Annotated in this window: 9 protein-coding genes; all 9 read left to right on the top strand. The window is 72.0% G+C overall.

Going from position 1 to position 13,861, the window contains the following annotated elements; genetic code table 11:
* Positions 1-32: 32 nt before the first annotated feature.
* The 9 genes from ETD86_RS11145 (at position 33) to ETD86_RS11185 (ending at position 13,851) form a co-directional block, all read left to right on the top strand.
* On the top strand, positions 33-1,874 hold the full coding sequence (locus ETD86_RS11145) for an ABC transporter ATP-binding protein (protein WP_211369973.1): 1,842 nt from the start codon (positions 33-35) through the stop codon (positions 1,872-1,874).
* 40 nt (positions 1,875-1,914) lie between these two features.
* A complete protein-coding gene (locus ETD86_RS11150; RefSeq protein WP_246147850.1) occupies positions 1,915-2,862 on the top strand; it encodes an LLM class flavin-dependent oxidoreductase in 948 nt (315 codons plus the stop codon).
* Positions 2,859-4,442 (top strand): flavoprotein, encoded by a 1,584-nt coding sequence (locus ETD86_RS56855; protein ID WP_211369974.1) that lies wholly within the window; start codon positions 2,859-2,861, stop codon positions 4,440-4,442. Before ETD86_RS11150 ends, ETD86_RS56855 begins: the two co-directional genes overlap by 4 nt.
* Positions 4,426-6,999: a M16 family metallopeptidase gene (locus ETD86_RS11160; protein WP_170222997.1), complete on the top strand. Its 2,574-nt coding sequence runs from the start codon at positions 4,426-4,428 to the stop codon at positions 6,997-6,999. Before ETD86_RS56855 ends, ETD86_RS11160 begins: the two co-directional genes overlap by 17 nt.
* Complete coding sequence (locus tag ETD86_RS11165) at positions 6,999-7,505, top strand: PH domain-containing protein (RefSeq protein WP_425465623.1); 507 nt, start codon at positions 6,999-7,001, stop codon at positions 7,503-7,505. Before ETD86_RS11160 ends, ETD86_RS11165 begins: the two co-directional genes overlap by 1 nt.
* A gap of 11 nt (positions 7,506-7,516) precedes the next feature.
* Positions 7,517-9,229, top strand: a complete 1,713-nt coding sequence (locus ETD86_RS11170) for a PH domain-containing protein (RefSeq protein ID WP_138666053.1) — start codon at positions 7,517-7,519, stop codon at positions 9,227-9,229.
* A 23-nt stretch (positions 9,230-9,252) separates the two neighbouring features.
* Positions 9,253-10,164 (top strand): ABC transporter ATP-binding protein, encoded by a 912-nt coding sequence (locus ETD86_RS11175; protein WP_170222998.1) that lies wholly within the window; start codon positions 9,253-9,255, stop codon positions 10,162-10,164.
* Positions 10,165-10,905, top strand: coding sequence for an ABC transporter permease subunit (locus tag ETD86_RS11180; protein ID WP_138666055.1), 741 nt, complete (start codon positions 10,165-10,167; stop codon positions 10,903-10,905).
* A 246-nt stretch (positions 10,906-11,151) separates the two neighbouring features.
* Positions 11,152-13,851 carry an AfsR/SARP family transcriptional regulator gene (locus ETD86_RS11185; protein WP_170222999.1) on the top strand — a complete coding sequence of 900 codons (2,700 nt, stop codon included), beginning with the start codon at positions 11,152-11,154 and terminating at the stop codon, positions 13,849-13,851.
* Positions 13,852-13,861 lie beyond the last annotated feature (10 nt).

The raw sequence follows: 13,861 nt of genomic DNA on the forward strand, positions 1-13,861 counted from the left end.
CATTGACACGCACTCTCTTGGACAGGTGAGAAGTGGAACAGCAGGCGCCCACGAAGATCGTGGAAGAGCAACCAGCCACAGAGACCGCGGACGAGCGGCCGGCCGCGGAAGAGCAGCCCGCCACGCGGAAGCTCGCGCTCTCCCGCGAGATGACGGCCGGCAAGGCGAACCAGGTGGCCGCGATCGTGCTGCTGGCCCTGCTGTCGACCATCACCACGCTCGCCCTGCCGCTGATCGGCGGGGCCTTCGTCGCCGAGCTCGAGAAGGGCGGCGGCGCGGTCACGTCGACCGCGCTGTGGATGGTCGCCGTCGGGCTGGCCGCGGCGATCACCGGGACCCTGTCCGGCTACCTGCTGTCCAAGCTCGGCATCGACCTCGTCACCAAGCTGCGCGTGCGCACGTTGAGGCACTCGCTGGGACTGCCGCTGAAGATCGCCAGGCGTGAGGGGACGGGCGACCTGGCGGCCCGGCTCACCTCCGACTCCTCCCAGGTGCGCGGCCTGACGGAGGTCGGGCCGCTGCAACTGCCCATGGCCGCGCTGCAGGTGGTCGCGACCCTCGTCATCATGGGCTTCCTTGACGGGATCCTGCTGCTGATGACGGTCGGATCGTTCCTGATCGCGATCGTCGGGGTCGCCTTCGTCGTCAAGGCGATCCGCAAGAAGTTCGAGGCACTCCAGGCGGGGGTCGGCAAGCTGTCCGACGACTTCGTCGCGACCTTGGAGTCGCTCACCGTCGTCAAGGCCCATCGTGCCGAGAGCAGGCTGGTGCGGAGCTTCTCCGAGCGGGCGGAGAACCTGGGCGGGCTCGAGATCGCCGCCGCCCGGCTCGAGGCCATGGTCGTGCCGGTGATGACGCTGGCCCAGCAGGTCGCCCTGGTCGTCGTGATCATGGGTGGCGGCGTGCGCTACGTCGCCGGTGAGATCTCGCTGCCGAACCTCGTCTCGTTCCTGCTCCTGCTCCTGCAGCTGGCCGCTCCGCTGGTCATGGCCATCCAGGCCATCGGCGCCATCCAGGCCGGTCTGGTGGCCAAGCAACGTTTCGAGTCCGTCTTCTCGCTGCCGTACGAGCAGGTGGACGACCGCGCGGAGGACGGCGAGCCGGTGACGGTGGAGCCAGGAACCCCCGCGGTCGTGCTGCACGAGGTCGGCTTCGCCTACGAGGCGGGGCAGCCGGTGCTCGACGACGTCGGCTTCACCGTGCCGCCGAGCGGCCTGACCGCGATGGTCGGCAGGTCGGGGGCCGGAAAGACCACCGTGCTCGGCCTGATCGAGCGGTTCATGGAGCTCGACTCCGGGAAGATCTCGGTCTTCGGGCGTGAGGTGGCGGACTGGCCGCTGTCCGAGCTGCGCGGCCGGATCGCCTACGTCGACCAGTCCTTCACGCTGCTGCGCGACACGGTACGCAACAACCTGCTGCTCGGCCTCGACGAGAGCGTGCCGGACGAGGTCCTGCTCCACGCGCTGGAGCAGGTCGGCCTGCGGGAGGAGATCGCCGCGCTGCCCCAGGGACTCGACACGCGCATCGGCGGCGAGAACGACCTGTCGGGCGGGCAGCGGCAGCGCCTCGCCCTGGCCGGCGTGCTGCTCAGCGACGCCCGGCTGGTGCTGCTCGACGAGCCGTCCTCCCAGCTCGACAGCCTCAACGAGGGCCGGCTCCGCGAGGTCGTCGACCGGCTCGCCGAGGACCGGGCGGTCCTGGTCGTCGCGCACCGCCTGTCCACCGTCCAGCATGCCCGCCACGTCATCCTCCTCGACCGGGGGAAGGTGCTGGCGCAGGGGACGCACGAGCGGCTGATGAGCGAGTGCGAGCCCTACGCCGACCTCGTACGCGGCCAGATGATCCGCCCCGTGGATTCCGTACCGGCTTCCTGAAACAGGAGTGATGATGCCCAGCCTTTCTGTCTTGTTGCCGATGATGCCCACCCGGCACGAGCAGATCCTGTCCTTCGCCGCCCTGGTGCAGTGGACCGGCGCGCTGCGCCTGTGGCAGGGCCAGGCCCTGTCGCTCGACGCGCACCACAGCTTCGTCTTCGCCGCGGGCGCCGGCTTCAGGGTCCCGATGGGCACGGGCGTCTCGCTCATGCCGCTGAAGCACCCGCACGACGCGGCCGTGCACGCCCGGTCCGTCGCCGTGGCCTCCGGCCACCCGTTCGTCGCCGGGATCGGCCCGGGCGGGATCGACTTCCAGCGCAACATCGCCGGCGCCGCGTACGGCAGCCAGTTGAAGGCGGTCAGGGAGTACGTCACCGCGATGCGCGGCCTCCTCGACGGCGAGGAGGTGGACCTGGACGGGGAGCACTTCACCGCCCACGACGTGCTGCCGCCCCTGCCGACCCCGCCCGTGGAGATCGGCCTCGGCGTGCTGCGCCCGGCGATGGCCCGGCTGGCCGGCGAGATCGCCGATGTGGCGATCACCTGGCTCACGCCCGCCTCCTACATACGCGACGTGATCGTCCCCGCGATCGAGGAAGGCGCGAAGGAGGCGGGGCGTCCTCTGCCCCGCCTGGTGGCGATGGTGCCGATGTACGTGGCCCAGCCCGACCGGGACCCGACCCGCATCGTGCTGCAGTCCAACGCCGGGCACCTCATGCTGCCCCACTACGTCGACATGCTGACCAGGTCCGGCATCGAGATCGACCCGCAGCAGCCGGTCGAGACCGTGAAGCGGCTGATCAGCGGCGGGGCGTTCCTGACCGGGGACCCGGAGGACCTCGGCCGGCAGATCGGCGAGTTCCACGCCGCGGGCGTGGACGAAGTGGTGATCAACCTGACCGGGGTGGCCGCCTCCTACGGGCCGCAGACGGCGCTGTCGGAGATCGAGAGCATCCTGGGCAGCGCTGGTGGTGAGGCCACGCCGTGAACACGCCGTCCACCGGGCCGTTCACCGGGCCGTTCACCGGGCCTCTGTCGGACGCCGCCTACTCCCGGCTGCTGCTCGTCGCCACGGGCTCCCTGGCGGCGCGCAACCTGCCGTTCGCGCTGACCCTGCTCCGCGAGTCCCGGCCGGGGCTGAGCATCAGGGTGGTCGTCACACGTAGCGCGGAGCGGTTCGTCACGCGCGCGGCCCTGGCGCCCGAGGCGGAGGTCATGGTGGACGAGTGGCCGGACGACGCCGCGCCGGCCCGCCACGTCGACTGGGCCGAGTGGGCGCAGGTCATCGTCGTCTACCCGATGACCCTGCACTTCATGGGCCGCCTGGCGCTCGGCCTCGCCGACAGCCCGGCGCTGCTGGCCGCGCAGTGCACGCGGGCGCTCGTCGCCCTGGCGCCGGCCCTGCCGCCCGGAGGGCTGGAGAGCGCCGCCTACCAGTCGCACTGGAGCACCCTGAGCGCCCGGCCGAACGTGCTGCTCGTCCCTCCGCGCCCCGGGATCAGCATCGCGACCGGGCGGCCGGACTCGTGGTTGTCGACGCTGGCGCAGGCCATCGAGGCGGTCGACGCACGATGGGAGGAGCACACCCGCCGGGACGCCCCAGGGGCGTACAGCACGGGGGCGGACGGCACGGGTCACCTGTTGATGGAGGTGGCGCCCGACGCCGGAGGGTTCGTCTGGCGCCGCAGGCCGGGGCGGCTCGCGCACAGCGCGTTCGCGCCCGTCCATCCCGCGCTGAACGGCAAGCTCGCCGGGCTGCTCGACGGCGCGGACGTACGTCCGGCTCGGGGCTCTCAGGACGGCGCGGACGCGCGGCCGGCTCCGGGCGAGCAGGACGGCGCGGACGTACGGCTTGCGCCGGGCGAGCAGGACGGCGAGTCCCGTGTCTACCGCGTGGGCGGCGCGGAGTCCGCGGCGCAGATGTTGCTGCGCGACGGGCCCGGGGAGCCGCTCGAACGGCTGCTGCGCGGCCTCGGCCGGGCACTGCGCGAGCTGCACGCCCTCGCACCGGGTGACGTCACCGGCCCGCCCCGCGCGCTGCGGAGGCTCCAGGAGTGGCTGGCCGGCCGCTCACCGAGCGCGACGGCGGCCGCGGCCGGCGCCGCGCTGGCCGACCGGCTCGGGGCCAAATCCTGGGACCGGCTCCGCGGCTGGTGCGCCGAGCAGGACGCCGATCCCGCCGTCGTGCTCTCCCACGGCGCGCCGGGCCTGGGCTCGCTCGCCGTGGACCCGGACAAGGGCACCGGCGAGCTGCTGATCGGCGAGGACCTGTGCGCCGCGCCCTGGTATCACGACCTCGCCTGGATCGCCGGGGAGCTCGTCGAGATGCGGTGGCTGCACGAGGGCGACCCACAGGAGTGGCAGCGCCTGCTCGACGCGCTCTTCGAGGGGTACGGCCGGGACCTGGGCGAGGCCACGAACCGGCTCGTGGCCCTGCGCATCGCCCTCCACCTACACGACATATCCGCTTACGTCGGTCTTGACGCTTCGCTACTCGCCGCGTACGCCGGATTCCTTGATTTTCTGGTCAATCTCGATGGAGGATCGCCGCATGCCCGGAATTCATAGGCGGACGCTGTCGAACGGGCTGAAGCTGCTGGTGACGCCGGTCGCGGGCACTTCCCGGGTCGCCGTCGCGGTCCATTACCGCGTGGGCTTCCGCGTCGAGCCTCCGGGCATGGAGGGCTTCGCCCACCTGTTCGAGCACCTGATGTTCGTCGGCAGCCAGAGCCTGCCCGACGGCGCGTTCTTCGACCACGTGCGGGACACGGCGGGCATGGCGAGCGGGCGCACGCACCAGGACTACACGGAGTTCTACCAGGTGGTGCCGCGCTCGGCGCTCGATCAGGCGCTGTTCAGCGAGGCCGACCGGATGCGCGCCCCGAGCTTCACGCAGGAGGCGCTGACCGGGCAACTGGCCGGCGTCGCGGCCGAGATCCGCGAGATGATCGTCGAACGGCCCTACGGCGGCATGCCGTGGCCGCACATGGCGGGCCTGCTCTACACGTCGTTCGCCAACGCGCATGACGGCTACGGGGATCCCGACCAGCTGAAGAAGGCGACGCTGGAGGACTGCGAGGAGTTCTTCGCCCGCTACTACACGCCGGGCAACGCGGTGGTCAGCGTGGCCGGCGACGTCGATCCCGACGACGTGGCGGCCCGCGTGGAGCGCCATTTCGGCGACATCCCCGCGCGGGCGGCGGCCCCGCAACCCGACCTGGCCGAGCCCGGGTTCTTCATGGACCAGACCGCCTCCTTCACCGAGCCGGGCATCCCGGCCACCGCGATCACCATCGGGCAGTGGCTGCCCGACCCGGCCGCCGACCTGCCGGGCTACCTCGCCCACGTCGTCCTGGCCCGCATGATGGCCAGGCAGATCACCCCGGACGGCACGTCCGCGGTCAGCACGAGTTGCGGGTTCTTCGGCCCGCTCGACGCCCGTGCGCCGGACGCGCTGCTCCTGACCGTGCTCGTGCCGCCGGCCACGCCGGCCGTGCAGATGGTCGGAGCCGTACGTACGCAGTGGGGCATGTGGTCCAAGGGCGACATCTCCGGCGAGGTGTCCGCGGCCGTCAACGAGCTGGTGTCCGAGCATCACCGCGACCACGACGACCTCGAGACACGGTGCCGCGCGATCGGCCGCATGGAGACCCTCTTCGACCGGGCCGAGCTGCTCGACGAGCTGCCGGGGCTGCTCGGCGAGGTGACCCCGGCGCAGGTCGCCAAGGCGGCGACGCGCCTGCACGGCGCGGCCTGCGCGGTCATGACGATCGAGCCGGGCCGCAGGCGGACACGGCCGAAGCCCGGGCACACGGAGCGGGCCGAACGCGAGCCCGGCCAGGCCGTCAGGATCCCGGAGCCGGTGGGCGGGCCGAGGACCGTGCCGGCGCGGGAGCACCAGCCGCGCCCCGTGCTGGGCGAGCACGCCGAGGCCGCATTCGGCAACGGGCTGCGGGCCGTCGCCATCCGCACGGGCGGCGCGCCCGTGGTGGAGCTCCGCCTGCGTGTCCCCGCCGGGCCCGCGGGCTGGCGGCGCCCGGACCACATGGAGCTCCTGGCGCACGTGCTCGGCCGGCGCGCCCGCGTGGGCCTGCACGCCCGAGGCGCGGGCGGCGAGCTGACCGTCAGGACGGATGGCCAGTGGCTCGACGTCGGCGGATACGCCGTCGCGGACGGGCTGGACGCGTGGCTCGCCGTGCTGTCGGAGGTCCTCACGCCGGCGGCCGCGGCCGAGCCGTTGTCACAGGGCCGGTCCCTGCTGCGTGGCCGCACGCCCGGGCGGATCGCCGACGACGCGTTGCGCGCGTACCTGCTCGGGCCCGCGCCGTCGGAGCCGGCCGGGCTCGCCGACGTGCACCGGACCGTGCTCGTGCCCGAGGGTGCGTCGTTCGTCGCCGTGGGGAACGCCGACCCCGCCCGGCTGCTCTCCCGGCTGGAAGAGGCTCTGGCCTGGTGGGAGACCCAGGAGCGGGCACAGCCGGCGCCCGCCGCCGGCGCCGCCTCCGACGGCGGGATCCTGCTCCTCCCCAGGGAGGACCTCTCGAACGTCGTGGTGACCTTCAGCGCCCCTGAGCCGCCTGACGGCCCGGACGACGTGGCACGGTATCTCGCGACCGGAGTGCTCGGCCGGTATCACCGCAACCGCTCCATCCGCGACGCCCCCGGCACGACCGGCCTGGGGGCCAGCGGCTATGAGGCGTTCCTCGGCCGCGACGTCCTCCTCGATTTCCCGCGGGCCTACATCCAGGTCATGCGGCCGAAGGAGCAGGTGCCGGACGTGTTCACCGAGGTCCTGGACAGGCTGCCCGAGCTCACGGCCAAGCAGCCGGAGCCCGTCGAGCTCGAGCGGGCCAGGGAGTACTGCGTCATGGAGATGTTGTGGGGTCTCGATTCGCCCGCGAAGATCGCCGATCTCGTCCGCGTCGGGGTCTCGTTCGGCCAGGGAGCCGGTCTCCTCACCCGCCTGTACGACCGGCTCGGGCAGATCACCACCGACGAGGTGGTGGCGGCGGCGGTCAGCACGTACGGGCGGATGCCCCTGCCGAGCGTGGTCGTCGGGGACATCGAGGCGGACTGGCTGGCGGACGAGATCGAGCGCGAGGTCACCGAACTGGAAGGAACGTGATCGTGACACAGCAGGCCGAAGCGGTACGCCTGAGACCGCCCCAGAACGCCGTGCACCCCCGGGCGATCACGATGTGGACCACCCGGTCCGCCGTGGCGTACGGGCTGGTGGCGCTGGTGCTCGCCGGCCTGGCGGCGTTCGTCGACGGGGCGGGCACACTCTTCGCGGTGCTCGCGTTCCTGACGGCTCTGGCCGGCGCCTGCTACGCGGTCGTGGTGCCGCGGTGGCGTTACCGCGTGCATCGCTGGGAGGTGACGGACGACGCCGTCTACACGAGCTCCGGCTGGTTGTGGCACCAGTACCGGGTGGCGCCGATGTCGCGCATCCAGACGGTGGACACCATGCGGGGCCCCTTCTACCAGCTGTTCAAGCTGTCGGCGGTGACCGTGACGACCGCGTCGGCGATGGGGCCGCTGCGGATCGACGGCCTGGACGAGGAGTTCGCCAGAGACCTGGTGGACCGGCTCAACAGGGTGACCCAGGCGACGCCGGGAGACGCGACGTGACGGTGGAGGACATGAGGGTGCAGTCCGTCGGCTGGCGTCGGCTCGACCCCCGCATGTGCCTGGTCAACCTGCGCTGGCTCCTGCCGCCGATGGGCATCATCGCCCTGACCGCGCTGGCCTCGGGCGGCGTGAACTGGGAAGATCACAAGCTGCAGATCGTCTCCGCCCTGCTGTTCGTCTACCTCACCTGCAGCGAGATGGTCCGGTGGCGGACCACGCGTTACCGGGTGACGGACGAGCAGGTCGAGGTCCACTCGGGCCTGCTCTGGCGGCGGCACGTCGCGATACCCCGCGACCGCGTCCGCACCGTGGACATGACGTCAGGGCCGGTGCACCGGGTCTTCGGCCTGTCGATCGTCACGATGGGCACCGGCCAGGCGCTCCGGACCGACCGTCGCGACCAGGTCAAACTCGACGCCGTCGCCGCGGCCGAAGCGGCGACCCTCCGCGCGGAGCTCCTGCCCCGCGCACATGCCGCGGCCGCCGCGCCCGTCGAGCCGGAGCAACCCGTCGTCGAGTCGGAGCAGCCCAACGTCGAGTCGGAGCAGCCCGCCGTCGAGTCGGAGCAGCCCGTCGTCGAGCGGGAGAAACCAGCCGCCGGGCCGGCCGATTCCCGCACGAGCGCCTCCGCGGACACGCCGAAGCAGGCCGCCGCTGCGGTGGCGCCCGCGGCGGAGGAGATCGCCCGTCTCCATCCCGCGTGGGTCCGGTACGCGCCGCTGAGCCCGCTCGTGTTCGTGATCGGCCTCGCCCCGCTGACCCAGGCGTACAACCTGGCCGAGAGGCTCGGCATCCCCGTGGACATCGAGGGTGCGGTGCTGGGGGTCATCGAGTTCCTGGGCTCGGCGCCGGCCTGGCTGTTCGCCGTGTTCCTCCTCATGATGCTGGTCGCCGGGGCGATCGGCACCGTGCTGCTGTTCACCGAGTCGTGGTGGAGGTTCCGCCTCGAACGCGAGCCCGGCAGCGCGAGCTCCGGCACCCTGCGCGTGAGCCGGGGGCTGCTCACGACGCGTTCCTTCACGCTGGAGGAGCGCCGGCTGCGCGGCGCCGAGCTGATCGAGCCGTTCATGCTGCGCTGGGGCAGGGCGGCCCGGCTCAAGGCGATCGCGAGCGGGCTGCGCCAGACCTTGGACGGTCCGCGGGGCGGCTCCGGTGCGCTGCTTCCCCCGGCGCCCCGCCAGATGGCGCACGTGACGGCCGCGTCGGTGCTCGGGGAGACGGAGAGCCCCTTGTCGCCCACGCGGTTGCGTGCCCATCCGCGGGCGGCGCTGCGCCGCAGGTTGTTCCGCGCGGCCATGGCGAGCGTGGCGGCCATCGCCGCGGCGGCGGGGCTCGCCGGGCCGGCGGGATGGTCGACCGGCTGGTCCATGGCGGCCGCGGCCGTGGTCGTCGTGCCGCTCTCCCTCCTGCTCGCGGCCGACTCGTACCGGTCGCTCGGACACACGCTCTTCGGCGCCTACCTGGTGACCCGGTCCGGCGCGCTGCGGCGCCGCACCGTGGCGCTGCAACGCACCGGCATCATCGGCTGGACCATCACCCGCTCCCCGTTCCAGCGGAGGTCGGGCCTGGCGAACATCGCGGCGACGACGGCGGCGGGGACCTTGGGCGCCTACACCGTGCGGGACGTCGGCTACGGCGACGGTCTCATGATGGCCGGCGAGGCGGTTCCGGGGTTGCTGGCGCAATTCATCGAGGGCGCGCCATCGAAAGGAACGGAGACATAACGCATGACGAAGGACGGATGTTCATGACTGTTCTCCAGGCAGTGGGGTTGACAAAAAGATATGGGCCGGTATTAGCGGTCAGCAATGCGAGTTTCTCGGTCCGGGCCGGCGCCATAACCGGCTTCCTGGGGCCGAACGGCGCGGGCAAGTCCACGACCTTGCGGATCTTCCTCGGCCTCGACCACGCCACCAGCGGGTCGGCGCTCATCGATGGGAAGCCCATCAGCGAGTGGCCCGTCCCCGCCCGCAAGATCGGGGCGGCCCTGGACACGCAGTGTGCTCACCCCAGCCGCCGGGCGATCGACACCCTGCGCTGGGTCGCCAAGATGATCGGGGTCGATCCGAAGCAGAGCGAGGTGATGCTCGACCGGGTGGGCCTGACGGAGGTGGCCGGCCAGCGGGTCGGCAGGTTCTCGCTGGGGATGCGGCAGCGGCTGGCGCTGGCGATCGCATTGATCGGCAATCCGGAGATCGTCGTGCTGGACGAGCCGATGAACGGGCTGGACCCCGACGGCATTTCCTGGATGAAAGACCTTTTGCGGCAGTTCCGCGACCAGGGCCGCACGGTTTTCGTGTCGAGTCATCTCCTGGCGGAGATGGAGGATCTTGTCGACGATCTTGTGGTCATCGCCCAGAGCCGGATCGTGGGCAGCGGGTCGGCGTCGGCGTTCATGCAGCGGTTCCAGGTGAAGAAGGTCACCGTGCGCTGCGAGAACCCGAAGGCGCTGGCTCCCGCGCTGGTGAAGGCCGGCGGCCGGGTGCGGGCGAGCGGCTCTCATGGCATCCAGGTCACCGGGCTGGCCTCCGGGCAGGTCGGGACGATCGCGCGGGACACCATGGTGGCGCTGTACGAGCTGAGGGAGGAGCGAAGCCTGCACCACGCGTTCGCGCAGGCCACGCAGGACAGGTCGAGCATCAAGGGTGAGGTGGGCTAGGTGAGTTTCGCCAACGTCTGCGCCGCGGAGCTGCTCAAGTTCCGTACGCTCCTGAGCAACAGGATCACGCTGCTGTGCGCCCTCGTGGGCGTGGCGGCCGTGGGGTTGCTGATGGGATCCAACATCGGCCCCAACGGCAACCTCGTCCAGGGCCCGCCCGGCTCGCAGGCCGTCGCCTCGCCGATGCAGTTCGTGATGTTCTCGATGATGATCCTCGGGGTGCTCTCCGCGACGAGCGAGATCAGGAACGGCACCTTTCGGATCACCCTGTCCATCGCTCCCTGGCGGTGGCGGGTGCTCACCGGCAAGATGGTCACCCTCGCCGCGATCGCCCTCGCCGTCACGATCGTCGGCCTGCTGATCGCGTACGGCTCATCGCTGATCACCGCGAACGGCACCGCCTACGCGCCCATGTCCGACGGGGGAGCGGCCACTATCCTGGCGTTCCTGGGCAGCGTGCCGCTGGTCACCGCGCTCGGGGTGGCGGTCGGTGTGCTGGTGAAGAGCACCGCGGGGGCCCTGTCCATCCTGCTGGTATGGGCGTTCGCCGGCGAGGGCATCCTGGCGATCGTCCTCCCGGACAACATCGACCCCTACCTGCCGTTCATGATGGTCGGCGCGGGTCCGGGCATCCTGCCCGAGGGGCCGGGCCCGGTGCTGGGTCTGGGGATCTTCGCCCTGTACGTCGCGATCGTGATCGCCGTGACCTTCTTCGTCACCGAGCGGCGGGACATCGCCTGATCACTGCCATCGGGGAGAATGCCCAGCTCGCTTGACATCTGGCCGGGGGGCGAGAGTCAAGTGATCGCGGGAATTGTCGCGTTTGGGTCGGGACAAAGCGGTTCAAATGGGGGATGATCGAGGGGCCAAAACTAGGGGGCCAAAACTAGGGGGATTGTGCCGCTGATGCGTTTTGGAGTTCTGGGCCAACCGGCAATTTGGCGCCATGGTGAGGAGATCAGGCTCGCCACTCGGCGGTCGCGTGCGGTGCTGGCACACCTGTTGCTGAGCCCTGCCCGATCCGCCTCGGTCGAGAGCCTCATCTACGCGATCTACGGGGACGAGCCTGCGAAGAGCGCCAGGAACCAGGTGCACCGCGGGGTCGGGGAGCTCAGGAAGTACGGCGTCACCATCGACGTGCACGACAACGTGTATCGGCTCATGGCCGCCGAGGACACCATCGACGCCTTCGTCTTCATGCGGTTGTACGACCAGGCGCGCGCCCTGACCGGCGACGGGGATCACGCCGGGGCGGCCGGCACGCTCGGCGAGGCCCTGGCCCTGTGGCGCGGCTCGGCCCTGTCCGGCCTCGACAGCGAGGCGTTCTTAGCCGAGGCGGCGGTGTGGGACGAGCGCAGGCTTGCCGCGATCGAGGCCCGCATCGACGCCGACCTCGCGCTCGGCCGGCACCGAGAGGTGATCGCCGAGCTCCAGCAGCTCGCCGACCAGCACCCGCTGCGGGAGGCGTTCTGCGGCCAGCTCATGCTCGCGTTGTACCGGTCGCAGCGGGGCAGCGAGGCGCTGCAGGCGTTCACGGACCTGGAGGAACGGCTCAGGGACGAGCTCGGCACCGATCCCAGCCCCGCGCTGCGGGATCTCTGGACGCGGATCCTGCGCCAGGACGCCGTCCTCGACCTCACGGCCCGGATCCCGCGGCAGGACTCCGAACCCGCGCGCCCCTCGGCACCCGTGCCGCGGCAGCTGCCCGCACGCTCGGGCGTCCTGGTCGGCAGGGATGCCGAGCTGCGGCGGATCACCGACGCGATCGAGGACCACGACACGGGTCCCGTGGTGGTGATCACCGGCACGGGCGGTGTCGGCAAGACCGCGCTGTGCCTGGAGGCCGCGCACCGCGTGGCCGCCCGGTACCCCGACGGCCAGCTCTACGCCGACGATCTGAGCGAGCCCGGCGACGTCCTCGCCGGGTTCCTGACCGCGCTAGGGGCGACTGCCGACGAGATCCCGGAAGGCGCAGGCGCGCGCGCCGGGCTGCTGCGCAGCCTGCTGGCCCGCCGCCGCGTGCTGATCGTGCTGGACGGCGTGCGCGGGGCCCGCCACGTCGATCCCTTCCTGCCCGGCCATCCGGGCTGCGCCGTCCTGGTGACCAGCCGCTCGCCGCTGGCCCTGCTGCAGGGAGCCGTCCGGGTACGCGTGTCCGCCCTGGACCGGGCCGACGCCCTGGCGCTGCTGGCCGCGGGCGCGGGGGAGGAGCGCATGGCGGCCGAGCCGGAGGCGGCGGACCGGATCATCGACCTCTGCGCCCGGCTGCCGGTGGCCCTGCACATCGCCGCGGCCAGGCTGGCCACCAGGCCGCACTGGACCCTCGCCCGCCTGGCCGAACGCCTCGCCGACCCGGCGAAGATCCTCCGCGAGCTGCGGCACGACGGCCAGAGCGTGGTCCCGACGTTGATGCGGGGCTACGAGGTGCTGCCCGCCGGCCCGCGCTCGCTGATCCGCAGGATCGGCTTCTACGGCAGCGCGGAGGTCACCGCCCGGACCACCGCGGCGCTCGCCGACGTCCCCATGGACGTGGCGGAGAACATGCTGGAAGAGCTGGCCGAGAGCCATTTCATGGTCACCGTGCGGGACGGCGAGCGCTTCCGCTGCCACGAGTTGCTGCTGGGCTTCGGGGCCGACCGCGCGCTGGCCCAGGACCCGGAGGAGGACCTGCGGGCGGCCGTGCAACGTGCGCTCGGCGGCTGGCTGGCGCTCACCGACGACGCCCACGCGTCGATGCGCGGGCAGGACAACTCCATTCTCCGCGGTACGGCTCCGCGGTACCGGCCTCAGGGGGCGGCGCCCTGGTCCGGGGAGGGCGCGGCGTGGTTCGACGCCAAGCTGGACACGATCCTGGCGGCCGTGCGGCGGGCGGTCTCGTTCCCCGGCATGTGCTGGGAACTCGCCATCGCACCGCTCGCTCTCTACGAGGCGGGCTCCCGCTTCGACGTGTGGCTCGAGTCGCACGAGCTGGCCCTGTCCAGCGTGCGCGCGGCCGGGGACGTCCTCGGCCAGGCGGCGCTGCTCTACTCCCTCGGCCATCGGTCGCTGCTGGTCGGCGACTACGCCGGTGCCGCTCGCCGGCTGGAGAGGGCTTTACGGCTCTTCCAGCAGCTGGGTGACGATCACGGGCGCGGGCTGGCGCTGAGGTTGCTCGCCGACATCGACCGGATTCGCCAGGAGCCGGACAAGGCGCGCAGGACGTACGAGGAGGCCGCCGAGGTTCTGCGCAGGAGCGGGGATCCGGTGGGGGAGGCCGACGCGCTGGGCGGGCTGGCGATGGTGCTGCACAGCACGGGGGAGGAGCAGGCGTCCCAGGCCTGTCTGGAGCGGGCGCTCGTCCTGTGCCGGGAGGGTGGCAGCCTGCGGAGCGAGGCGCAGATCCGGCGCGGGGTGGCCATGCACGCCGCCAGGGCGGGCACGCCGGAGCAGGCCTATCCCGAGCTGCTCCAAGCGCTGGAGATCGCCACGTTCATCGGCGACCGGGTCGTGTTGTCGGACATCCTGCTCGACCTCGGCACCACGCGGATCCTGCTCGGTGACCCGAGGGCCGCCTACGACAACCTGGTCACCGCCGAGGAGATCGCGAAGGTCGCCGGCGTGAAGCGCACCGCCCTCCGGGCGCGGCAGGCCCGGGCCTTTCTCAACGGCAACGGCGAGGCCACCCGCAATCCGGTGCGCGACCACTAGCCTCCGCACG

Source organism: Nonomuraea turkmeniaca (assembly GCF_005889735.1).
Taxonomy (GTDB): Bacteria; Actinomycetota; Actinomycetes; order Streptosporangiales; family Streptosporangiaceae; genus Nonomuraea; species Nonomuraea turkmeniaca.

Coding starts and splice junctions, on each gene's coding strand:
- ETD86_RS11175 (WP_170222998.1), top strand. CDS start 9,253: ATGACTGTTCTCCAGGCAGTGGGGTTGACAAAAAGATATGGGCCGGTA.
- ETD86_RS11150 (WP_246147850.1), top strand. CDS start 1,915: ATGATGCCCACCCGGCACGAGCAGATCCTGTCCTTCGCCGCCCTGGTG.
- ETD86_RS11160 (WP_170222997.1), top strand. CDS start 4,426: ATGCCCGGAATTCATAGGCGGACGCTGTCGAACGGGCTGAAGCTGCTG.
- ETD86_RS11170 (WP_138666053.1), top strand. CDS start 7,517: ATGAGGGTGCAGTCCGTCGGCTGGCGTCGGCTCGACCCCCGCATGTGC.